Consider the following 22,757-nt stretch of genomic DNA (forward strand, 5'->3'; position numbering starts at 1 on the left):
AAACAGTTGAGCGATTGTCGTCCGCTCTTCACGCTTTCCCTGTCAAGTGCCCGACGGCCAGGCCTCGGGCCCCCCGCTGCGGAAGCGAGTCGAGCATGGTGCGTGTCCGTGCGTCTCTGTCCCGGTTGCCCTCCTACGTCCCGGGCCGCAAGCTGCCCGGGGCCGTGGTGCTGGCCAGCAACGAATCCCCCCACGGGCTGCTGCCGGGGGTGGCGGCGACCCTCGTGGAGTCCGCCGGCGGTGTGTCGCGCTACCCGGATCTGCACGCCTCCTCGCTGATCGAGGCGCTGGCCGCGCACCACGCGGTGGAACCGGACCGGATCGCGGTGGGCGCGGGGTCCTCCGAGGTGTGCGGGCAGTTGCTGCACACGGTCGTGGGTCCGGGTGACGAGGTGGTCTTCGGCTGGCGGTCGTTCGAGGCGTACCCGATCCTCACCACCGTCGCGGGCGGTACGGCGGTGCCGGTGCCGTTGCGGGACCACGCCCTCGACCTCGACGCGATGGCGGCGGCGATCACCGCCCGGACCCGGCTGGTGTTCGTGTGCAACCCGAACAACCCGACCTCCACGGCGGTCGGCGCGCGGGCGCTGACCGCGTTCGCGGACCGGGTGCCGCGGGACGTGCTGATCGTGGTCGACGAGGCGTACCGGGAGTACGCCGATCCGGCGCGGGTGCCCGACGGGCTCGCGCTGCTCGGCGACCGGCCGAACGTGGCCGTGCTGCGGACCTTCTCGAAGGCGTACGGCCTGGCGGGTCTGCGCGTCGGCTACTGCGTCGCGCCGCCCGGGATCGCCGCGCATGTGCGGCGCACGCAGGTGCCGTTCAGCGTCAGCGGGCTCGCCCAGCGGGCGGCCGTGGTGGCGCTCGGCGAGCGGGCGGAGGTCGCCCGGCGGGCCGCCCTCACGGTCGCCGAACGCGACCGGGTCGCCGGGCGGCTGCGGGAGCTCGGCCACGACGTGCCGGACTCCGAGGCCAACTTCGTCTGGCTGCCGCTCGGCGCGGACAGCGGGGACTTCGCCCGGCACTGCGCGGACGGGAAGGTCATGGTCCGCCCGTTCCCCGGCGAGGGCGTGCGGGTGACGATCGGCCTGCCGGAGGAGAACGACGCCCTGCTCGCGCTCGCGGCGAGCCGGCGAGGCTGACGGTCGTGCGCCCCGGTCCCTACGAACGCCACCGCGAGCTGCTGCACGGCATGGTCCGCGCGCTCGCCGCCGGTGAGTGCCGGCGCCCCTTCACGGAGGCGACCGGCCAGGACGCGGCCGACGCGGGCATGAGGTCGCCCCGCACCGCGGGCAAGGTGTTCCACTCGCTGCTGGGGCGGCCCTTCGAGCTGGGGCAGCCCGGCGAGGCCGGCCGGGTGCGCACGGAGTCCTCCCCGTACGGCGTCGGGCCGGCCGTCTCCTATCCGCGCTGCGAGCCCGCCGAGCTGGTCGCGGCGGCCGGGCGTGCGGCGGCCGACTGGCGGGCCGCGGGGCCGGGCCGGCGCGCGGGGCTCGCCGTGGAGATCCTGCGCCTGCTCAACACGCGCAGCCACGAACTGGCCCTGGCGGTGCACCACACGACCGGCCAGACCCTCCCGGCCGCGTTCCGCGCCGCCGGACCGCGCGCCCAGGACCGGGCCCTGGAAGCGGTGGCCCGGGCCTTCGCCGAGTCCGAGCGCGTCCCGGCGGACCTGCGCTGGGAGAGCGCCGTACGGGGCGGTCGGCCGCGTGCGCTGCGGGGCACCTGCACCCTGGTGCCCCGAGGGGTGTCGCTGCTGGTCGGCTGCCCCGACTTCCCGCTCTGGAACGGCTGGCCGGGCCTGTTCGCGAGCCTGGTGACCGGCAACCCGGTGATCGTGGCCCCGCATCCGCGCGCGGTGCTGCCGCTGGCGATCACGGTGCGGGTCGCCCGGCAGGTGCTGGCGCAGGCCGGGCACTCCCCGGACCTGGTGACACTGGCGGTGGCGGAGCCGGAACGGCGGGTGCACCGGCGGCTGGCGACGGACCCGGCGGTGCGCATCGTCGACTTCACCGGCTCCGGGCGCTTCGCGGACTGGCTGGAGCGGCATGCCCGGCAGGCGGTGGTGTTCGCCGACCGGACGGGGCTGAACACCGTGCTCGTGGACTCCACCGACGACTACCGGGGGCTGGTGCGGGGGCTCGCCCTGGCCGCGTGTCTGTGCCAGGGCACGGTGCGCACCACCCCGCAGAACATCCTGGTCCCGGAGCGGGGCTTCGCCACCGACGAGGGGCACAGGACGCTGCGGGACCTCGGGGCCGACCTCGGCGAGGCCGTGGACCGGCTGCTCGGGCATCCCGCCCGGGCGGCGCGGCTGCTGGGGGCGATCACCGGCGAGGAGGTGCGGGGCGCCCTGGCGGAGGCCGCGCGCTGCGGTCCGGTGCTGCACTCCTCCGGCGCCCTGGCCCACCCGGACCATCCGGGGGCCGAACTGCGCGGCCCGCTCCTGGTGCGGCTGAGCGCCGCGGACGAGCGGGTCTACACGCGCGAGTGGCCGGGGCCCGTCACCTTCCTGGTGGGCACCGGGTCGACCTCGCAGGGCCTGGACCTCCTGCGCCGCACGGTGGGGCGGCACGGGGCGCGGTACGCCTCGGTGCACTCCACCGATCCGCTGGTGCTGGCGGCGGCCGAGACGGCGGCGCTGGACGCGGGGGTGCATCTGGTGGAGAACCTCGACGACCTGCCCGCCGACCCGTCCTCGGCGTTCGCCGACCTGCCGGGCTCGGGCGCCGACTTCATCACCGGACGGTTCCGGGTGGTGCGCTCGCGCCGGCACGCGCCGCCGCAGGTGCCGGCCCGCCTCGACGTCGCCGCCGAGCTGGTCGATGTATGACCGGGTTCAGTCGGTCCAGGTGGCGCCGCGCCCGCGCACCTCGTCGAAGACCAGCCAGGTGCGGGTGGAGCGCACCCCGGGCACCGCGTGGATCCTCTCCAGGACCACCTTGCGCAGCGTCAGGTTGTCGGGGGCGCGCACCAGCACCAGGGCGTCGAAGTCGCCCGTGACCAGGGCGACATGCTCGACGAAGGGGATCGCGCGCAGTTCGCGGGAGATGTCCCGCCAGGCGTTCTGCTCGATGCTCATCGTGACGTAGGCACTCGTGCCGAGGCCGGCCCGCTGGGGGTTGAGCCGCGCGGTGAAGCCGGTGATGACGTCCTCGGCGACGAGCCGGCCGATCCGGGTGTAGGCGTTGGCCCGGGAGATGTGCACCTGCTCGGCGAGCGCGCGGACCGAGATACGGCCGTCCTCCAGGAGGCGGCTCAGGATCTGCCGGTCGATGTCGTCGAGCGGGACGGCAGATCGTCCGGCCATCGACGCCGACGGCGAGGTTTCCTCGGACACATTGTCCTCCCAGGCACTTCGATCCGGCAGTTCATCGCCGGTTCAGCCGAGCTATTGAACACATATTCCGCGATGTCCACCATTCTCCTGTCAAGTGTCCAGAGAAAGCGAGTGCCCTCCATGTCCGTGAAGAGCCTCCGCCAGACGGTGCAGGGACTCCTGCCGTCGCTGACCCCGGTGCGGTTCGTGGCCGAGGACGGCGCCCCCGTGGCCGGACCGCCGGCCGGCTACACCGAGCCGCCGGTCGGGACCCTGCGCGAGGCCTACCGGCGGATGGTCCTGGGCCGCCGGTTCGACACCCAGGCGACCGCGCTGACCAAGCAGGGCCGCCTCGCCGTCTATCCGTCCAGCCGCGGCCAGGAGGCCTGCCAGGTCGGCGCGGTGCTCGCGCTGCGCCCGGACGACTGGCTGTTCCCGACCTACCGCGACTCGGTCGCCCTGGTGACCCGCGGCATCGACCCGGTCGAGGTGCTGACCCTGCTGCGCGGCGACTGGCACTGCGGCTACGACCCCGCCGCCACGCGGGTCGCCCCGCAGTGCACCCCGCTGGCCACCCAGGTGCTGCACGCGACCGGCATGGCGGAGTCCCTGCGCCGCAAGGGCGCGGACGGGGTGGCGATGGCGCTGATCGGCGACGGCGCCACCAGTGAGGGCGACTTCCACGAGGCGCTGAACTTCGCCGCCGTGTTCCGCGCGCCGGTCGTGTTCTTCGTGCAGAACAACCAGTACGCGATCTCGGTGCCGCTGGCCCGGCAGACCGCGGCGCCCGCGCTGGCGTACAAGGGCATCGGCCACGGGGTGCGCTCCGAGCAGGTCGACGGCAACGACGCGGTCGCGGTGCTGGCGGTGCTGGCCTCGGCCGTCGCGCACGCCCGCGCCGGACACGGCCCCGTCCTCGTCGAGGCGCACACCTACCGCATGGACGCGCACACCAACGCCGACGACGCCACCCGCTACCGGCGGGACGAGGAGGTCGAGCGGTGGCGGGCCGCCGACCCGGTCGAGCGGCTGGAGACGTATCTGCGCTCGCGCGGCGCGCTCACCGACGCCGACACGGCGGCCCTGCGGGAGGAGGCCGAGGAGCTGGCGGCGGCGCTGCGCGCGGGCATGAACGCGGACTCCGTGCTCGACCCGCTGGAGCTGTTCGACCACGTCTACGCCGAACCCACCCCGCAACTGCGCGAGCAGCGAGACCGTTTGGCGGCCGAGCTCGCCGCAGCCACCCAGGCCCAGGAGGACTGACGACCATGGCCAAGGTCACGATGGCGCAGGCGCTCAACACCGCCCTGCGCGACGCGCTCGGCGAGGACGAACGGGTCCTCGTCTTCGGGGAGGACGTCGGCGCGCTCGGCGGGGTCTTCCGCATCACCGACGGGCTGACCCGCGACTTCGGCGAGGAGCGCTGCTTCGACACCCCGCTCGCGGAGGCCGGCATCGTCGGGCTGGCGGTCGGCATGGCGATGGGCGGGTTCCGGCCTGTGGTGGAGATGCAGTTCGACGCCTTCGCGTACCCGGCGTTCGAGCAGATCGCCTCGCACGTCGCCAAGACCCGCAACCGCACCCGGGGCCGGATCGGTCTGCCGATGGTGATCCGCATCCCGTACGCGGGCGGGATCGGCGGGGTGGAGCACCACTGCGACTCCAGCGAGGCGTACTACGCGCACACACCGGGCCTGAAGGTGGTCACCCCGGCCACCGCCGAGGACGCCTACTGGCTGCTGCGGGACGCGATCGCCGACCCCGATCCGGTGGTCTTCCTGGAGCCGAAGAAGCTGTACTGGTCGCGCGAGGAGGCCGCTCTGGAGACACGCGGGGCGCCGCCGTTCGGGCGGGCGGCGGTCCGGCGGGCGGGCCGGGACGCCACCCTCGTCGCCTACGGCCCGTCGGTCCCGGTGGCGCTGGCCGCGGCGGAGGCCGCCGCCGAGGAGGGCATCGAACTGGAGGTCGTGGACCTGCGGACGCTGGTGCCCTTCGACGACGGGACCGTCGTGGAGTCGGTGCGCCGGACCGGGCGCTGTGTGGTCGTCCAGGAGGCCCAGGGCTTCGCCGGGGTCGGCGCGGAGATCGCCGCTCGCGTGCAGGAGCGCTGCTTCCACTCGCTGGCCGCGCCCGTGCTGCGGGTGACCGGCTTCGACATCCCGTACCCGCCGCCGAAGCTGGAGCACGCGCATCTGCCCGGCGTCGACCGGATCCTGGACGCGGTCGACCGCCTCCAGTTCACCGACGAGCCCGACACCCTGCACCTGCCCAAGGGGGTGGCCGCATGACCGCCGTGACACTGAACGAACAGCTGTTCAGGCTGCCCGACCTCGGCGAGGGGCTGACCGAGGCGGAGATCGTCGAGTGGAAGGTGTCCGTCGGCGACACCGTCACGATCGACCAGGTCGTGGTCGAGGTGGAGACCGCCAAGGCCGCCGTCGAGGTACCGGTGCCGTACGCCGGGACGGTGCTGCGTCTGCACGCCGAGGCGGGGACGGCCCTGGCGGTGGGGGCGGCGCTGATCACGGTGGGCCCCGCGGCACCCGCCCCGGGCGAGTCCGCCGCCGAGCGCCACCGCGAGGAGGAGCGGGCCGGATCCGGCAACGTGCTGATCGGTTACGGCACCGGACACGACCCGGCCCCACGCCGTCGCCGCCGCCGTACCGGCTCTACGGCGAACAGCGCGCCGGTGACCCGTCCGGCACCCCCGATCGAGCCGCACGCCCCCCGCGTCATCTCCCCTCTGGTGCGCAAGCTCGCCCGGGACCACGGCATCGACGTCACCGCGCTGGTGCCGTCCGGCCCCGCCGGGGTCGTCCTGCGGCGGGACGTGGAACAGGCCGTCGCCCGCAACGCGGTCACGCCGGTGCCGTCCCCCGAAGGCCCCACCCGCATCCCGCTCCGGGGCGTGCGCAGAGCCGTCGCCGACAAGCTCTCCCGCAGCCGCACCGAGATCCCCGACGCCACCACCTGGGTCGACGTAGACGCGACCGGGCTGCTCCAGGCCAAGAAGGCGCTGGAGGCCGCCGAACCCGGCCGCCGGGTGGGCCTGTTGGCCCTGCTGGCCCGGATCTGTGTCGCCGGTCTGCGCCGCCACCCGGAACTCAACTCGGCGGTGGACACCGAGCGTCGGGAGATCTTGCGGTACGACGAGGTGCACCTGGGCTTCGCCGCGCAGACCGACCGCGGCCTGGTCGTCCCCGTCGTCCGCGACGCCCACCGGCTGACGACGGTCCGACTGGCGCAGGAACTGGCCCGGTTGACCGAGCTGGCCCGGACCGGGGACCTGCCGCCCGACCGGCTGACCGGGGGCACCTTCACCCTCAACAACTACGGCGTGTTCGGCGTCGACGGCTCCACGCCGATCATCAACCACCCCGAGGCGGCGCTCCTCGGTGTGGGCCGGATCGTCGACAAACCCTGGGTGGTGGACGGCGAGTTGACCGTCCGCAAGGTCACCCAGCTCTCGCTCAGCTTCGACCACCGGGTCTGCGACGGCGGCACCGCCGGCGGCTTCCTGCGGTTCGTGGCCGACTGCGTGGAACGCCCGGCGATCCTGCTCGCCGACGTCTGACACCCGGCTTCCACGGAGCTTCCCTGCCCTCCCGACCAGCATTCGCGACCATGAGGAGAACGCCGATGTCCGCCGAGGTGTATCTGATCGACGGGGCCCGTACCCCGCAGGGCCGCTACGGCGGTGCGCTGGCCTCCGTACGCCCCGACGACCTGGCCGCTCTCGTCGTCGGCGAGGCCGTGCGGCGGGCCGGGATCCCCGGCGAGGCCGTGGACGAGGTGGTCCTCGGTGCGGCGAACCAGGCCGGTGAGGACAACCGGGACGTGGCCCGGACGGCCGCCCTGCTGGCCGGGCTGCCGCACACCGTGCCCGGGTACACCGTGAACCGGCTGTGCGCGTCCGGACTCACGGCCGTCGCCTCGGCCGCGCAGGCCGTCCGGGCCGGTGAGGCGGAGCTGGTGGTGGCGGGCGGGGTCGAGTCGATGACCCGGGCGCCCTGGGTCATGGCCAAGCCGGGCACCCCCTGGGCTCGGCCGGGCGAGGTCCACGACACCTCGCTGGGCTGGCGGTTCACCAACCCCCGTTTCCCCGCCACGACCACGCTGTCGATGGGCGAGACCGCGGAAGAGGTCGCCGCCCTGGACGGCATCACCCGGCTGGAGGCGGACTCCTTCGCACTGCGCAGCCACCGGCGCGCGGTGGCCGCGCGGACGGCGGGCCGGTTCACTGCGGAGATCGTCCCGGTGCCGGTGGCGGACGGGGAGGTGACCGAGGACGAGGGGCCGCGCCCGACGACCACCCTGGAGAGGCTGGGCGCACTGCGCCCGGTCTTCCGCGCGGGCGGCATCGTCACCGCGGGCAACTCCTCGCCCCTGTCCGACGGAGCCGCCGCCCTGGTGGTGGCGAGCGCGGCGGCGGTTCAGCGGTACGGACTCACGCCCCGGGCCCGGGTGGTCACCGCCGCCTCCGCCGGGGTGGAGCCGCACCTCATGGGGCTCGGTCCGGTTCCGGCCACCGCCCTGGCGCTGGAGCGGGCCGGCTGGACGGCGGACGACCTCGACGCGATCGAGCTGAACGAGGCCTTCGCCGCCCAGGTCCTGGCGGTCGTACGGCGGCTGAAGCTGGACCCGGACCTGGTCAACGCCGACGGCGGCGCCCTCGCCCTCGGCCATCCCCTGGGCTGCTCGGGCACCCGCATCCTGCTGACCCTGCTGGGCCGGCTGGAACGGGAGGGCGGCCGGCGGGGCCTGGCGACCCTGTGCGTCGGGGTGGGCCAGGGCGTGGCGATGCTCGTGGAGCGCGTATGAGCAGGCGGGAGGACGCGGCGTACGACACGCTGGTGGTCGAGGAGCGGGCCGACCGGATGGTGGTCACCCTGTGCCGGCCGGACGCCCGCAACGCCATCAGCGGCCGGATGATCGCCGAACTGCACCGGGTGTGCGAGGAGTTGGAGCGCACGCCGAGGCTGCTGCTGCTCACCGGGCACGGCGGGGTGTTCGCCGGCGGCGCCGACATCGCGGAGCTGCGGCGGCGCGGCCGGGACGAGGCGCTCCAGGGCATCAACAGCCGGCTGTTCGAGCGGGTGCGCCGGCTGCCCCTGCCGACCGTGGCGGCCGTGCCGGGCTGGGCGCTGGGCGGCGGCGCCGAGCTGGCGTACGCCTGCGACCTCAGGATCGCCGGTCCGGACGCGGTGTTCGGCAACCCCGAACCGGGCCTCGGCATCCTCGCCGCCGCCGGGGCGTGCTGGCGGCTGCGTGAGCTGGTCGGCGAGTCGGTGGCCAAGCAGGTGCTGCTCGCCGGCCGCACCCTCGACGCGCGGGCGGCGCTCGGCTGCGGGCTGGTGCTGGACGTCGTACCGGCGGACCGGCTGCTCGAGGAGGCGCATGCGCTGCTCGACCGGATGGCGCGTTCCTCGGCGCTCGCGCTGCGGCTCACCAAGCTCGTGACCGACGCCTCGGGGGCACATCCCGTGGCCGACGACCTGGCGCAGGCCGTCCTGTTCGAAAGTCCCGGCAAGCAGGAGCGCATGACGCGGTTCCTGGAGAAGAAGGGAGGCCGGGCATGACCTCGGCTCCGACTGCGCCCCCGGTGGTGGGGGTGATCGGCGGCGGCCGGATGGGCGCCGGTGTCGCGCAGTCCTTCGCGGCCGCCGGTTCCCGTGTGGTCGTCGTGGAACGCGACGGCGGCGCGGCGGCCGCCGCGCTGGAGCGGATCGCTCGGGGCCTCGGGAAGGCGGCCGAGCGCGGGGCGCCCGCCGTCGCACCGGATCTCGGCGTGCCGGACCGGGTCACGGTGGTGTCCGCGATCGCGGGACTGCCCCGCGACTGCGATCTGGTCGTCGAGGCGGTCCCCGAGGACGCCGCCCTCAAGGCGGAGGTGCTCGCCGCCGCCGAGCAGGTGGTGACCGACGGGTGTGTGCTGGCCAGCAACACCAGCTCGCTGTCGGTCACCGAGCTCGCGGCGGTCCTGAAGCACCCCGGGCGTTTTCTCGGGATGCACTTCTTCAACCCCGTGCCCGTGTCCGCCCTCGTCGAACTGGTCCTCGCGCCCGCCACCGGCGCGACCGCCCTCGGCGCGGCGATCCGCTGGACGCACGCCCTCGGCAAACAGGACGTCGTGGTGCGGGACTCCCCCGGGTTCGCCAGCAGCCGGCTCGGGCTCGCCCTCGGTCTGGAGGCGATCCGCATGGTCGAGGAGGGCGTCGCCGACCCGGAGGCCATCGACACGGCCATGCGCCTCGGCTACCGGCACCCGCTGGGGCCGCTGCGCCTGACCGACATGGTGGGCCTCGACGTACGGCTCGCCATCGCCGAGCACCTGCACGCCACGCTCGGCGAACGGTTCGCACCGCCGCGGCTGCTGCGCGACAAGGTCGCCCGCGGCGAACTCGGCCGCAAGAGCGGCCAGGGCTTCCATCGCTGGTGACCGCGGAGGAGCCCCTGCTCGGCGGCCGAGCCCCTCGGCACCGATCGCGTGTCACAGGCCGAGGTGGCGGAGGGCGCGGGCCGTGTGTCCGCGAAGGGGGCGGGACCAGCCCGGGACGCTGCCGGGGACTTCGGCGGCGTCGGCGTGGACGAGGATCGTCAGGGCCTCGTCCGGCAGTGCCGTCGGCCGGCGGCGGGCCGTCGCGATGGCCGCCGTGAGACGGACCGTCGCGTCCGGGGACCCCAAGCACGCGCTCAGGGCGCCGCGTTCGGCGCGGGTGAGGGGGCCGGGGAGGTGGGCCAGGGCGAGGTTGGCGGACGCCCTGGCGGGGGTGCGGTCGTGGGGGACGGCGGTGAGCGCCTCCGGCAGGCCGGGCAGGTGCGGGTACCAGACCGCCAGGGCTGCCGCGTGGGCCGCCACGGTGGGGTCGGGGTCGGGGAGAAGGCCGAGGAGGGACCTCGTATGGCGTGCGGCCGCGCGGTAGGCGTCGGCGGCCCAGCGCAGGGCCACCGCGTCGGCCACGTCGGCGACGGAGTCGAGGTCGGGGTCGTCCTCCTCGAACAGGACGCGGATCACCGCCCGTTCGTCCGCGGGGCCGATCCGGTCGGCCTCGGCGAAGGCCTGTGCGGGGTCGAAGGGGAGCCGGTCGTCGGGCAGGTCGCCGACGGCGACGGCGCGCAGGAGCCGCAGGACGGTGACCCGGTCCGGTGTTCCGGGGGTGTCGAGGAGCGTGACCAGGGGTGCGACGACGTGTGCGCTCGCGGGCCAACGGGTGCCCTGGTGGTACACGTTGCCGGTGAGAGCCGACACGGCGGCGTGGCGGACCGCGGGATCGGGGTCCGCCAGCCCGGCCAGTTGCCCGGGTACGTCCGTCGCCCGGCCGTAGGCGTGATGGAGGCGGCTCCAGTCGGCCGGGGGCGGGATGCTCACGGGGCCGGAGCCTACCCGCCCCTCAGGTGACGGGCAGTCCGTAGACCCGGTCGAAGTGCTGGGCCACGAGGTGCCCGGCTCCGTCGCAGGAGAGCTGCCAGTCGTTGACGCCGGTCTCGCGGCCGTCGGTGAAGTTCCACAGCAGCCGGCCGGAGGCGGTGTCGATGGCGTAGAAGCCGTCCTTGTTCTCGTACGCCGGGACGTAGACGGCGTGCGCGCCGACCGCGATCGGGGTGTCGACGTTGAGGCGGGGTGTCTCGCAGAACCAGCGCCGGGTGCCGTTCGCCGCGTTGAAGGCGTGGACGCCGTGCGGATCGGTGCCGGTGGCGTAGACCGTGTTGCCGCCCGCCCCGAGGGAGGCGAACATGCCGCGCTCCGCCTTGGCCTGCCAGCGGATCCTTCCGGTGGCCAGGTCCAGGGCGATGAACTCGGAGCCGATGGCGAACACGGTCCGGCCGAGCACCGCCAGTCCGGGCCGCAGGTCGTAGCCCACCTGGTGCCGCCAGCGCAGGGTGCCGCCGTCCCGGGTGCCACGGGCCGCGACGTTGCGCAGTCCGTCGGCGTAGACGAAGTAGTCGGAGGTGATGACGGGTTGCAGGGGTACGCCGACGTCCTCGGGGTCGATGGGGATGACGAGGGCCTGGCGGGTCCGGAGGTCGACGCCGAAGACCGTGCTGGTGGAGGTCGCCACGCCCTGCTCCCCCGACCGGCGGTGCAGACTGGCGCCGAGGACCGAGACGGAGTAGTCGTCGTAGCTGCCCAGCAGTTGGTCGAACTGGTAGTCCTCGCCGAAGTCGAGGGTGAACTTCTCGGTGCCGCCGGCCGGGTCGACGCCGATCAGGGTCGCCCCCGTCCCGCCGAGCGCGACCGCCGCGCCGTACGTCAGCAGCACGGGCGTGGGCGAGAGGCTGATGCCCTGGTAGGCCCAGGTGGGCTGGGCGCCGTTCGTCACGTCGAGGCCGATCATGGTGCCGGGGCGGGTCTTGAGCAGGGCGGTGCCGTTCTGGAACACGGCCGGGGCCTGGAGCAGCGGGCCGCCCCGGTAGACCCAGGTCGGTTCGGGGGCCGGGCCGGCCGGGCGCACCCCGGGTCCGCCCGGCCTCCTTCGCGCGGACACGACGGCCGCGCCCCCGATGAGGGCTGTGCCGACGGCCGCCGCCGTGGTGAGGAGGGTGCGCCGGGAGACCCGGGAGCGGGTGCGGGCGCGGTGCGGGGTGGGGGTGGCGGAACGTTCCGGCGCCGGGGTGTCCGTCCCTTCCCCGGGCCCTGTCCGCACCGGGTCGAACGCCGTGGTCCGGCCGGGTCCGTGCTGCGGTCGCCGTCCGGGGCCGTAGGGCCGCGCCTCCCGCGCCTCCCGCGGCTCGGTGGCGAGGGCTCCGGCACCGTCCACGCGGTCGGCCCCGTCGCCCGGCTCACCCGCGCCGGAGGGCCCGGCCGCGCCAATCCCCGCGGGACAGCCACCGGCACCCGCACCGTCCTGGTCACCGGCGACGGCGGTGTCGTACGCCGACCATCCGACCGTCGCATAGGCCGATCCGGGCCGGCCGGACCGGTACGACTCCGGCTCGGGCACGTCGGCGGAGGCGGCCGGTTCCGCGGCCCGCGCGCCGTCGTACGCGCCCGTGGCACGGGCGAGGTCCGTCGCGACCGCCCGGCGCTCCGCGAGCGCCGCGGCCGCCCGGCGCGCGGCGACCATGTCGGCCACCGGTCCCGGCAGCCACCCCTCGGTCAGCACCTGTTCGGCGCCGCCGGGCGCGCAGGCGGCGGAGAGCCGGTCGGGGTCGATCCGCAGGGCCGGGTCCTTGGCGTGACAGAGGCTGATGATCTTGTCGAGCGGCTCGGGCACCTGGGTCAGATCGGCCGAGCCGTGCACCACCTGGTAGAGCATCGCGGCTCCGGCGGCCCCGCCGAAGGGCGGGTGGCCGGACGCGGCGAACGCGAGCACCGAGCCGAGGCAGAAGACATCTCCCTCCGGGCCCATCTGCTCCCCGGTGGCCTGCTCGGGGCACATGTAGTCGAGCGAGCCGAACAGGGAGCCGTCGCCGGTGAGTTCATAGCCGTCCCGGGCGCGGACGATGCCGAAGTCGATGACGCGCGGGCCGTCGGCGGCCAGCAGCACGTTGGACGGTTTGAGGTCGCGGTGCACCAGCCCCTCGGCGTGCACCGCGATCAGCGCCTCGGCGATCCCGGCGCCCAGCGCGAGGACCGTCTCCACCGGCAGCGGCCCGTGTTCGGCGACGGCCTCGGCGACGGTGGGGCCGGCCACGTAGGCGGTGGCGAGCCAGGGCGTCTCGGCGTCCGGCGCGGCGTCCACCACCGGTGCCGTGTAGACACCGCCGACCGCGGCGGCGGCGGCCACCTCACGGCGGAAGCGGATGCGGAAGTTCCTGTCCTCGGCCATCTCGGGCCGGATGACCTTGACCGCGACGGTGCGGCCGTCCGAGGACCGCGCCAGATAGACCCGGCCCATGCCGCCTGAACCGAGCCGGGCCAGAAGGCGGTAGGGCCCTAGCTGCTCGGGGTCTTCTGGGCGCAGTGATTTCATGCCCTCGGCCGCCTGTTCTCGGGGATGGCGGGCGGGAGTCCCGCCCACGCTGCGGTGGAAGGCCCTGTGGGGGGTCTGGCACCAGACTAAAGGCAGGAGTGCCGGACGGAGCGCTTGGTTCCGCCGCCCGCGGCCTACCCGAAGGTCGGGGCGAGTCCCGTCTCCTGCTTCCCGAAAGCAATATGACGCGACGTCAGAGGTCGGGTGACACGTGCTCGCCCTGCGGGAACAGTGCGCGATGAGCAACAAGTGCAGAATGAAGCCACTTGCTCCGGCACAGACGTCCGATGTGTTGAAGGTCACCTCGACACCGCGCGATAGGGTCGCCGCATGACCGATTCCACCGCGGGTCCCGGGAGCCGGCCGTCACGCAAACGGCTCCAGTACGGCGAGGGCCGCGAAGCCCTGCTGAACGCCGCCGTACGCGTGGTGGCACGGGGCGGACTGCGCAGACTCACCTACCGGGCCGTCGCGGAGGAGGCCGGCGTCACCCACGGCCTCGTCGTCCACCACTTCGGCTCGCGCGACGCGCTGATCGAGGAGGCCCTCGCCCACACGATCCGCACCTCGCTGAGCACCAGCTCCCTCGAACCGGGCACGGGCAGGGTCGCGGACTTCTCGACCGGCCTGTCGGAGATGGTCACGGCGGACCCGGACACCCAGGCGTTCCAGTACGAGCTGCTGCTGGAGTCGCGCCGCAGGCCGGAGCTGCTGCCCCAGCTCCGCGCGCTCTACGACCAGTACTTCGACGCCACCCGGCGCGAGCTGGGCCGGATGCTGCCGGCCGGCGCGGACCGGGCGCTGACCCGGCTGGTCTTCGCCGCGCTCGACGGACTGGTCCTGCACCAGCTGATATTCGGCGAGCCCGAGGTCACGGACTCCGCCGTGGAGGAGCTGCGCTCCCTGCTGCGGCTGCTCGACGCGGACGGCGACACCCCCGGCGACGCCCTGCCGTAACCTTCCGACCTGCTCTTTCCCCAGCCCCGGACGTGCGACGTCCGGGGCTTTCGCGCGTCGTACGGCCAGAAAACCCGCCGCACCCCCTTGCCAAACGGATAGTTCCCGCCCACCATGAGGCAACTCGTTTGACCTAAAACGAACTCCCATCCCTCCCCGTCCCCCGACAGGTGATCCGAGTGGACAGTCAGACGGCGGTCGCCCCGCACTCAGCGCACGATTCCTCCACCACAGGCAGGCTCAAGCCCGACTCGCTCGGCGTCCTGGGCATCCTCTTCTTCGTCCTTTCCGCCCAGGCACCGCTGACCGGTATCGCCGGCGCGGTCCCCATCGCCATCGCCATCGGCAACGGGGCCGGCGCCCCCGCCGCGTATGTCGCGGCCGGTGCCGTGGTCCTGCTCTTCTCCATCGGTTTCGTCGCCATGGGCCGCCATGTCGTGGACGCCGGGGCCTTCTACACCTACATCGGCAAGGGCCTCGGCCGCTCGACCGGCTCCGGCAGCGCCGGTGTCGCCCTCTTCGCCTACTGCGCCGTCCAGGCCGCCATGTACGGGCTCTACGGCGCCACGGTGAGCGCTCTGGTCGACCACTACGCCGGCGTGCGCGTCGACTGGTGGGTGTGGACGCTGGTCACCATGGTGATCGTCCAGTTCCTCGGCGCCTCCGGCATCGAGATGGGCGCCAAGGTGCTCACCGTGTTCGTCCTCGCGGAGTTCAGCATCCTGATCGTCTTCGCGCTCGTCACCCTGTTCAAGGGCGGCGGCCCCGAGGGGCTCGGCCTCGGCGACAGCTTCTCCCCGCACGCCGCGCTCCAGGGCGCACCCGGCGTGGCGCTGATGTTCGCCGTGGCGTCGATGTTCGGTTTCGAGGCCACCGCCATCTACGGCGAGGAGGCGCGGGAGCCGAAGAAGACCGTCCCGCGCGCCACCTATCTCTCGGTCGCCGTGGTCACCGGCTTCTTCGCCTTCACCTCGTGGATGCTGGTCTCCGCGCACGGCGCGTCCCGGGTCACCGACGAGGCGGGCAAGGCACTGGCCTCCGGTGACGCCACCTCCTTCGTCTTCGCCCCCATCACCGCCCAGTTCGGGTCCTGGGTGGGCGACGTCCTGCCCGTCCTGCTGGCTACCTCGCTGTTCGCGGGCATCCTCGCCTTCCACAACTCCGCCAACCGCTATCTGTTCTCGCTGGGCCGCGAGGGTCTGCTGCCGCACCGGCTCACCGCGCTCAACCGGCGCCACTCCCCCTGGGCGGCCGGTATCGTCCAGACGGTGATCGCGGTGGCGCTGGTGATGCCGTTCGCGGTCCTCGGCAAGGACCCGGTGCTGACGCTCTTCTCCTGGTTCAGCGGGGTCGCCGTGCTGGCCGCCATGCTGCTGTACTTCCTGACCTCCGTCTCCGTGGTCGTCTTCTTCCGCCGATCGAGGGCCGACACCCGGATCTGGAACACGGTGGTCGCCCCGCTGCTGGGCACGCTCGGCATCGCCGGGACCATCTGGCTGATCGTGCAGAACTTCACCACGCTCATCGGCGGCGACTCGGCCACCGCCCTCTGGCTCCAGCTCACCGTCCCGGCCGTGCTCGTCCTGGGGCTGATCGTGGCCCGGCTGACCCGGCGGCCGGCCGTCGCGGCGACCGCGCCCGTGATCGGTTCCGGCGCCATCGATCCCGGCGGCATCGACTCCCGTGGCATCGACTCCGGCGCCATCGGTTCCGGCGACCAGGAGGAGAACCACTGATGGCGGCCCTCGCCCACGACGACCTGCTGCGTCGTGCCAAGGACCTGGCTCCTCCCACCCTGCACCACGTCGACGGGCGGGAGGAGCCGGGCGGCGGGTCCACGTTCCCCGTCGTCTCGCCCCGCGACGGACAGGTCCTGGCCGAGGTCGCGGACGCCCGGCAGGCCGAGGTGGACCTGGCCGTGGCCGCCGCCCGCCGCGCCTTCGACTCCGGCCCCTGGCCGCGCCTGGCGCCCGCCGACCGCGGCCGGATCCTGCTGCGCGTCGCCGACCTCCTCGAAGCACACCGCACCGAGCTGGCGCTGACCATCAGCCTGGAGATGGGCAAACCGATCAGTGACGCGTACGGCATCGAACTGCGGGCCGCGATCAGCACGTTCCGCTGGTACGGGCAGCTCGCCGACAAGCTCACCGACGAGTCGCCCCACACGGCGCCGGACGCCCTGGCCCTGGTCACCCGGGAGCCGGCCGGGGTCGTGGGCGCCGTGGTGCCGTGGAACTTCCCGCTGACCCTGGCGAGCTGGAAGGTCGCCCCGGCACTGGCCGCGGGCTGCACCGTCGTCCTGAAACCGTCCGAGAACTCACCGCTGTCGGCACTGCTGCTCGGCCGGATCGCCACCGAGGCGGGACTGCCGCCGGGCGTGCTGAACGTGGTGACCGGCGACGGGCCGGTGGCCGGCCGGGCGATCGGCCTGCACCCCGATGTGGACGTGCTGGCCTTCACCGGCTCCACCGCCGTCGGCCGGCACTTCCTGCGGTACGCCGCCGACTCCAACCTCAAGCGGGTCTGGCTGGAGCTGGGCGGCAAGTCGCCGAACATCGTCCTGCCCGACGCCCCCGACCTGGAGAAGGCCGCCGCCACCGCCGCCTGGGGCATCTTCTTCAACCAGGGCGAGATGTGCACCGCCCCGTCCCGGCTGCTGGTGCACTCCTCCGTAGCCGAACGCGTCACCGAGGCGATCGTGGCCCGGGCCGGGGAGCTACGGGTCGGCGATCCCCTGGACCCGGCGACCGAGATGGGCGCCCTGGTCGGCGAGGCCCATCTGGAGCGCGTCCTCGGCCACATCGGCACCGGCCTCGACGAGGGCGCGCGGCTGCGCACCGGCGGCGGCCGGACCCTCGCCGGGACCGGCGGCAGCTTCCTGCGGCCCACCGTCTTCGACCGGGTCGACCCCGGGACGCGGCTGGCCCGGGAGGAGATCTTCGGGCCGGTCCTGTCGGTCCTCGCCTTCGACGACCTGGACGAGGCGGTCCGGCTGGCCAACGCCACCGAGTACGGCCTCGCCGCCGGCCTGTGGACCTCCGACCTGTCCACCGCCCACCGGGTGTCCCGCGCGCTCAGGGCCGGCACGGTCTGGGTCAACTGCTACGAGGAGGGCGATCTGACGGTCCCCTTCGGGGGCATGAAGCAGTCCGGCAACGGCCGTGACAAGTCCGTCCACGCGATCGAGAAGTACACCGAACTGAAGACCACCTGGATCCAGCTGTGAGCCGTACGAGCAACCCCACGCGCCCGCTGATCGCCGTCCCGGCCCGCTTCTCCGCGACGACCTCCGCACTGCGGTACGCCGCGGAGGTCAACGCCCGCGCCCTGATCGAGGCCGTCTGGCGGGCCGGCGGCGAACCGGCGACCGTCCACCCCGCCGCCGGGGAGCTGCCCGGACGGCTCACCCGCTTCGACGGCGTGCTGCTCCCCGGCGGCGGCGACCTCGCCCCGCACCGTTACGGCGCCAGCGACACCCACACCAGCGTCTACGACGTCGACGACACCCAGGACGCCTTCGACCTCGCGCTCGCCCGGCACGCCCTCGGCCTGGGCCTGCCGCTGCTGGCGATCTGCCGCGGCCTCCAGGTCGTGAACGTCGCCCTCGGCGGCACCCTGGAACAGGACATGGGCGGCCCCGAGCGCGAGCACCGGCACCTCGTGCACCCGGTGCCGGTCCGGCGCGGCTCCCTGCTGGAACGGGCGCTCGGCACGGAGAAGGCCGAGGTGTCCTGCTATCACCACCAGCGGGTGGACCGCACCGGCACGGGACTCACGGTCACGGCGCGGGCCGCCGACGGCACCGTGGAGGGCCTCGAACTCCCGGGCGCCCCGGGGTGGTTCACGGCCGTGCAGTGGCACCCCGAGGACACCGCCCACGAGGACCCGGCCCAACAGGGCCTCTTCGACGCCCTGGTGCGGGCCTCCGCGACATCCCGGTGACAGGCCCGGCACCCGAGACGACCGGTCAGGTGTCGAGCCCCCCGCGTTTCACCAGCTGGCCCGCGATGACGTTGCGCTGGATCTCGTTGGTGCCCTCACCGACGATCATCAACGGGGCGTCACGGAAGTAGCGTTCGACGTCGAACTCGGTCGAGTAGCCGTAACCCCCGTGGATACGGACGGCGTTGAGGGCGATCTGCAGGGCCGTCTCGGAGGCGAACAGCTTGGCCATGCCGGCCTCCATGTCGACCCGGCGGCCGGCCTCCGCCTCCCGGGCCGCGTACAGGGTGAGCTGACGGGCGGCGGTCAGGGAAGTGGCCATGTCGGCCAGGTAGTTGCCGATCGACTGGTGGCGCCAGATCGGCTTGCCGAACGACTCGCGTTCCTGGGCGTAGGCGAGCGCGTCCTCCAGCGCCGCCCGGCCGACGCCCAGGGCGCGGGCGGCGACCTGGAGACGGCCGGTCTCCAGGCCCTTCATCATCTGTGCGAACCCCTTGCCCTCCACGCCGCCGAGCAGGGCGTCGGCCGGGGCCCGGTAGTCCTCGAAGGACAGCTCGCAGCTCTCCACACCCTTGTAGCCCAGCTTGGGCAGATCACGGGAGACGGTCAGGCCCGGGCCGTGCTCGGCGAGCAGGATGGAGATGCCCCGGTGGGCGGGGGCGGCGGCGGGGTCGGTCTTGCAGAGCAGGGCGATCAGGCCGGAGCGCCGGGAGTTGGTGATCCAGGTCTTCGCCCCGTTGACCACGTAACCGTCCGCGTCCCGGCGGGCGACGGTGGTCATCGCCTGGAGGTCCGAGCCGCCCCCGGGCTCGGTCAGCGCCATCGTCGCCCGCAGCTCGCCGGTGGCCATCCTCGGCAGATACCGCCGCCGCTGCTCCTCGGTGCCGAAGTGCAGCAGCAGCTTGGCGACCACCGTGTGGCCGCCCATCGCACCGGCCAGGCTCATCCAGCCGCGCGCCAACTCCTCGGTGACCAGCACATAACAGGGCACGGAGACCGGCGTGCCGCCGTACTCCTCGGGGACGGCTAGACCGAAGACACCGAGGTGTTTCATGCCCTCGATGAGGGCCTCGGGGTAGGTGTCCGTGTGCTCCAGCTCCCGGACGACCGGTTTGACGTCCCGGTCCACGAAGTCGCGGACGGTGCGGACGACGAACCGCTCCTCCTCGGACAGGATGTCCAGGGTGCTCATGCGGTGCTGCTCCTTGCCGGTGGGAGGCCGAGTTCGGCCAGGATGGCGTCGGTGTGCTCGCCCTCGGCCGGGACCGCGTCCATCCGGGGGACCACCCCGGCCAGGTCCACGGGCGGAACGAGGGAGGGGACCTCGGCTCCGCCGGGGAGCGTCACCTGCCGCCAGCGGTCCCGGTCGGCGAGCACGGGGTGGGCGAGGAAGTCGTGGACGTCGTTGACGCCGGCGTTGGCGATGCCCGCCGCGTCCAGCAGGTCCCGCACCTCGCGGCTGTCCGACGCGGCGAACCGCTCCGCGACGATCGCGTTCAGTTCGTCGCGGTGGGCGACCCGGGCCGGACCGGTGGCGAAACGGGGGTCGTCGGTGAGGCCGGGGTCCCCGAGGAACCGCTCGCACAGGGCGGCCCATTCGCGTTCGTTCTGGATGGAGAACAGGACGTCCTTGCCGTCGGCGGCCGTGTAGGCGCCGTAGGGGGCGATGGTGGCGTGCTGGGTGCCGACGCGCGGGGGCTGGGTGCCGCCGAAGCGGGTGTAGTGGGCGGGCTGGCCCATCCACTCGGCGAGCGCCTCGAACAGCGAGACCTCGACGGCCCGGGCGACACCGGTGGTGGCCCGGGTGAACAGGGCGGTGAGGATGCCCGAGTAGGCGTACATGCCGGCGGCGATGTCGGCGATGGAGATGCCCACCCGGGCGGGTTCCGCGGGGCCTCCGGTGAGCGAGACCAGGCCGGTCTGGCACTGCACCAGCAGGTCGTAGGCCTTGCGGTCGGCCCAGGGGCCGTCGGAGCCGTAGCCCGTGATGGAGCACGGGATCAGTGCGGGGAAGCGCGCGCGCAGCGCCTCCGCCCCGAGGCCCATCCGCGCGGCCGCCCCCGGGGCCAGGTTCTGCACGAACACGTCGGCCCGGGCCAGGAGCCGCTCCAGCACGTCCCGGCCGTCCTCCGTCTTGAGGTCGAGGGTGAGGGATTCCTTGGAGCGGTTGAGCCACACGAAATAGCTGGACTCACCGTGCACGGTCGTGTCGTAGCGGCGGGCGAAGTCACCGCCTCCGGGGCGCTCCACCTTGATCACACGGGCACCGAGGTCGGCCAGCTGACGGGTGGCGTAAGGGGCGGCGACCGCCTGTTCGACACTGACGACGGTGATGCCGGCGAGCGGCAGCGGGACTTCGGACGGCTCGGTCATGCGCTGACCTCCGGGGCTTCTTCGGCGCTTTCGACATCATGAGCGGTCATGGCAGGTGCGGTGAAATAGTAGTTCCTGATGGCACCATGCCGGGTGGGGATGACGGGAGAACGATGGACCTCAAACAGCTCAAGGCGCTTGTCACGGTCGCCGAGGTGGGCAGTGTCACCCGGGCCGCCGAGCTGCTGCATCTGGTGCAGCCGGCCGTGACCCGGCAGATCCGCACCCTGGAGGAGGAGCTGGGTGTCACGCTCTTCGAGCGGACCCGCCAGGGCATGCGGCCCACCGAGGCCGGGACGGTGATGGTGGAGCGCGCCCGGCGGGCGCTGCACGAGCTGGAGCGGGCCCGCGCCGAGGTGCAGCCCGCGCCGGGCGCGGTGACCGGGATCGTCACCGCCGGTCTGCTGGAGAGCACGGCGGACCTGCTCGCCGAGCCCCTGGTGTCGGCGCTGGCCCAGGAGCATCCGGGCGTCGAACTGCGGCTGATGACGGGCTACTCCGGGCATCTCCAGCGCTGGCTGGACGACGGCGACCTGGATCTGACGCTGCTCTACAACCTGGACAGCACGCCCTCGCTCAACGCCCGTCCGCTGGTACGGGAACGCCTGTGGGCGGTCGCTCCCCCGGCGGCCGGGCTGCGGGCCGACCGTCCGGTGCCGTTCGCCGAGGTCGCGGCCCGTCCGCTGGTCATGCCCGCGTCCGGTCACGCGCTGCGGGCGCTGATCGACGGCGCGGCGGGACGGGCGGGGGCCGCCATGGACGTGGCCGTGCAGACCAATTCCCTGCGGGTGCAGAAACAGCTGGTCCTCGCCGGGCACGGCTGGACCGTGCTGCCGGGTGTCGGCATCGCCGAGGACGTGGCGCACGGCACCCTGAGCGCCGCGCCGCTGTGCGAGCCCGAGGTGTGGCGCTCGATCGTGCTCGCCACTCCCCGGGCGGGCCGGACCCCGCCCGCGGTCCAGGTCGTCGCCGGTGAGCTGGTCCGGCAGATCGAGGAGGCGGTCGGACGCGGCAGCTGGCCGTCCGCCCGGCCGGCCCATGCGGGCTGAGCATGGATGGATCACATTTTTCTATTGTTCAAGCCTTGCCATCACCATCCATGATGAATGGCATGAGCCAGACCCACGCCCCCGCACCGCCCTCCTGGCAGGAGGACGTCTTCACCGCGCTGAAGAAGTACGACGTCCGGCAGATCGCCTACGTCCCCGACGCCGGCCACTCCCACACCCTCCGCGAGGCCCGGCGCGACCCGGCGATCCACGACGTGGTGCTGACCACCGAGGAGGAGGGGGTCGCCGTGACCGCCGGGGCCTGGCTGGGCGGACAGCGAGCCGTACTGCTGATGCAGAGCAGCGGTGTCGGCAACTGCGTCAACATGCTCTCCCTGCCGGCGATGTGCCGGTTCCCCTTCCTGACGCTGGTGACCATGCGCGGCGAGTACGCGGAGTTCAACCCGTGGCAGGGCCCCATGGGCCGCACCACCCGGCAGGCGCTGGAGCTGATGGGCGTCACCGTGCTGCGGGCCGACCGCCCCGAGGAGGTCGCGGAGACCGTCGAGGCGGCGCTGGACGCGGTGTTCGGGGCGGGCGGGCGGGTCGCCGTGCTGCTCGGACAGAAGCTGATCGGCCGCAAGAAGTGGGAGCGCGACTGATGACCACCGCCCTGCCGCGGCTCGACCGCCGCCGTTTCGTCGCCGACCTGGTCGGCCGGCTGCCCGAGGACACCCTCGTCGTCACCGGTCTCGGCTCCCCGAGCTACGACGTGTTCGCCGCCGGGGACCGGCCCGGCACCTTCTATCTGTGGGGCGCGATGGGCGCCGCCGCCCCGCTCGCCCTCGGACTCGCCCTCGCCCGGCCCGACCGCCCGGTCGTGGCGGTCACCGGGGACGGCGAGCACCTCATGGGCATCGGCACCCTCGCCACCATCGGCGCCCGGCTGCCGCCGAACCTCACGCTCGTGGTCCTCGACAACGCCCACTTCGGCGAGACCGGGATGCAGCCCAGCCACACCGGTCTGGGCACCGACCTGGTCGCCGTGGCGCGCGGCTTCGGCATCCGGGACGCCGTACGGATCACCGACCCCGCGCAGGCCGGGGACCTCGCCGGCCGGGTCGCGGCGCGCTCCGGGACGACATACGCCCAGGTCCTCATCACCACCGACGAACCGCCGCGCGCCCTGCCGCCCCGTGACGGGGTCGCCAACAAGAACGCCTTCCGCGCCGCACTCGGCCTGCCCACCTTCTGAGCGGCCGG

At 73.7% G+C, this 22,757-nt stretch carries 20 protein-coding genes; 15 read left to right on the forward strand and 5 right to left on the reverse strand.

Annotation, left to right across the window (positions count from 1 at the left end; translation table 11 throughout):
• Positions 1-95: 95 nt before the first annotated feature.
• Both AQJ64_RS10450 and AQJ64_RS10455 read left to right on the forward strand, forming a co-directional pair.
• Entirely contained in the window at positions 96-1,142 is a 1,047-nt protein-coding gene (locus AQJ64_RS10450) for a histidinol-phosphate transaminase (protein WP_055636815.1), read from the forward strand.
• Between the two features lie 50 nt (positions 1,143-1,192).
• Positions 1,193-2,833, forward strand: a complete 1,641-nt coding sequence (locus AQJ64_RS10455) for an aldehyde dehydrogenase family protein (RefSeq protein ID WP_079061607.1) — start codon at positions 1,193-1,195, stop codon at positions 2,831-2,833.
• Between the two features lie 6 nt (positions 2,834-2,839).
• On the opposite strand, the gene AQJ64_RS10460 is transcribed toward AQJ64_RS10455, so the two are convergent.
• Entirely contained in the window at positions 2,840-3,310 is a 471-nt protein-coding gene (locus tag AQJ64_RS10460) for an Lrp/AsnC family transcriptional regulator (RefSeq protein ID WP_055636816.1), read from the reverse strand.
• Between the two features lie 150 nt (positions 3,311-3,460).
• Between AQJ64_RS10460 and pdhA the strand changes: the two genes are divergently transcribed.
• The 6 genes from pdhA to AQJ64_RS10490 all read left to right on the forward strand — a co-directional run bounded on the left by pdhA (position 3,461) and on the right by AQJ64_RS10490 (position 9,758).
• Positions 3,461-4,582: a pyruvate dehydrogenase (acetyl-transferring) E1 component subunit alpha gene (pdhA, locus tag AQJ64_RS10465; RefSeq protein ID WP_055636817.1), complete on the forward strand. Its 1,122-nt coding sequence runs from the start codon at positions 3,461-3,463 to the stop codon at positions 4,580-4,582.
• A gap of 5 nt (positions 4,583-4,587) precedes the next feature.
• Positions 4,588-5,607, forward strand: coding sequence for an alpha-ketoacid dehydrogenase subunit beta (locus tag AQJ64_RS10470; protein ID WP_055636818.1), 1,020 nt, complete (start codon positions 4,588-4,590; stop codon positions 5,605-5,607).
• Positions 5,604-6,893: a dihydrolipoamide acetyltransferase family protein gene (locus tag AQJ64_RS10475; protein ID WP_055636819.1), complete on the forward strand. Its 1,290-nt coding sequence runs from the start codon at positions 5,604-5,606 to the stop codon at positions 6,891-6,893. Before AQJ64_RS10470 ends, AQJ64_RS10475 begins: the two co-directional genes overlap by 4 nt.
• Before the next feature lie 65 nt (positions 6,894-6,958).
• Complete coding sequence (locus tag AQJ64_RS10480) at positions 6,959-8,140, forward strand: thiolase family protein (RefSeq protein ID WP_055636820.1); 1,182 nt, start codon at positions 6,959-6,961, stop codon at positions 8,138-8,140.
• Positions 8,137-8,898 (forward strand): enoyl-CoA hydratase/isomerase family protein, encoded by a 762-nt coding sequence (locus AQJ64_RS10485; protein ID WP_055636821.1) that lies wholly within the window; start codon positions 8,137-8,139, stop codon positions 8,896-8,898. The genes AQJ64_RS10480 and AQJ64_RS10485 overlap by 4 nt, the downstream gene beginning before the upstream one ends.
• Complete coding sequence (locus tag AQJ64_RS10490; RefSeq protein WP_055636822.1) at positions 8,895-9,758, forward strand: 3-hydroxyacyl-CoA dehydrogenase family protein; 864 nt, start codon at positions 8,895-8,897, stop codon at positions 9,756-9,758. The genes AQJ64_RS10485 and AQJ64_RS10490 overlap by 4 nt, the downstream gene beginning before the upstream one ends.
• 51 nt (positions 9,759-9,809) lie before the next feature.
• Here the strand turns inward: AQJ64_RS10490 and AQJ64_RS10495 are convergent, their stop codons facing one another.
• Both AQJ64_RS10495 and AQJ64_RS51695 read right to left on the reverse strand, forming a co-directional pair.
• Positions 9,810-10,688, reverse strand: coding sequence for a hypothetical protein (locus tag AQJ64_RS10495; protein ID WP_055636823.1), 879 nt, complete (start codon positions 10,686-10,688; stop codon positions 9,810-9,812).
• Between the two features lie 22 nt (positions 10,689-10,710).
• Entirely contained in the window at positions 10,711-13,233 is a 2,523-nt protein-coding gene (locus AQJ64_RS51695) for a protein kinase domain-containing protein (RefSeq protein WP_055636824.1), read from the reverse strand.
• Between the two features lie 330 nt (positions 13,234-13,563).
• Here AQJ64_RS51695 and AQJ64_RS10505 point away from each other — a divergent pair, with 330 nt between their 5' ends.
• From AQJ64_RS10505 to AQJ64_RS10520, 4 genes are all read left to right on the forward strand, one after another.
• Entirely contained in the window at positions 13,564-14,190 is a 627-nt protein-coding gene (locus AQJ64_RS10505; protein ID WP_055636825.1) for a TetR/AcrR family transcriptional regulator, read from the forward strand.
• Between the two features lie 179 nt (positions 14,191-14,369).
• Positions 14,370-15,926: an APC family permease gene (locus AQJ64_RS10510; RefSeq protein WP_079061572.1), complete on the forward strand. Its 1,557-nt coding sequence runs from the start codon at positions 14,370-14,372 to the stop codon at positions 15,924-15,926.
• Complete coding sequence (locus tag AQJ64_RS10515) at positions 15,926-17,416, forward strand: aldehyde dehydrogenase (RefSeq protein ID WP_055636826.1); 1,491 nt, start codon at positions 15,926-15,928, stop codon at positions 17,414-17,416. Before AQJ64_RS10510 ends, AQJ64_RS10515 begins: the two co-directional genes overlap by 1 nt.
• Entirely contained in the window at positions 17,413-18,132 is a 720-nt protein-coding gene (locus AQJ64_RS10520) for a gamma-glutamyl-gamma-aminobutyrate hydrolase family protein (protein WP_055636827.1), read from the forward strand. The genes AQJ64_RS10515 and AQJ64_RS10520 overlap by 4 nt, the downstream gene beginning before the upstream one ends.
• 25 nt (positions 18,133-18,157) lie before the next feature.
• On the opposite strand, the gene AQJ64_RS10525 is transcribed toward AQJ64_RS10520, so the two are convergent.
• Both AQJ64_RS10525 and AQJ64_RS10530 read right to left on the reverse strand, forming a co-directional pair.
• Positions 18,158-19,324, reverse strand: a complete 1,167-nt coding sequence (locus AQJ64_RS10525) for an acyl-CoA dehydrogenase family protein (protein ID WP_055636828.1) — start codon at positions 19,322-19,324, stop codon at positions 18,158-18,160.
• Entirely contained in the window at positions 19,321-20,505 is a 1,185-nt protein-coding gene (locus tag AQJ64_RS10530) for a CaiB/BaiF CoA transferase family protein (RefSeq protein WP_055636829.1), read from the reverse strand. Before AQJ64_RS10530 ends, AQJ64_RS10525 begins: the two co-directional genes overlap by 4 nt.
• Before the next feature lie 113 nt (positions 20,506-20,618).
• On the opposite strand from AQJ64_RS10530, the gene AQJ64_RS10535 reads away from it, so the two are divergent.
• From AQJ64_RS10535 to AQJ64_RS10545, 3 genes are all read left to right on the forward strand, one after another.
• A complete protein-coding gene (locus AQJ64_RS10535) occupies positions 20,619-21,554 on the forward strand; it encodes a LysR family transcriptional regulator (protein ID WP_055636830.1) in 936 nt (311 codons plus the stop codon).
• Positions 21,555-21,616: 62 nt separating this feature from the next.
• Complete coding sequence (locus AQJ64_RS10540) at positions 21,617-22,156, forward strand: thiamine pyrophosphate-binding protein (protein ID WP_059202579.1); 540 nt, start codon at positions 21,617-21,619, stop codon at positions 22,154-22,156.
• On the forward strand, positions 22,156-22,749 hold the full coding sequence (locus tag AQJ64_RS10545) for a thiamine pyrophosphate-dependent enzyme (protein ID WP_055638819.1): 594 nt from the start codon (positions 22,156-22,158) through the stop codon (positions 22,747-22,749). The genes AQJ64_RS10540 and AQJ64_RS10545 overlap by 1 nt, the downstream gene beginning before the upstream one ends.
• The last annotated feature ends 8 nt before the right edge of the window (positions 22,750-22,757 follow it).

Source organism: Streptomyces griseoruber, from assembly GCF_001514205.1.
In the GTDB taxonomy this organism is placed as follows: Bacteria; Actinomycetota; Actinomycetes; order Streptomycetales; family Streptomycetaceae; genus Streptomyces; species Streptomyces griseoruber.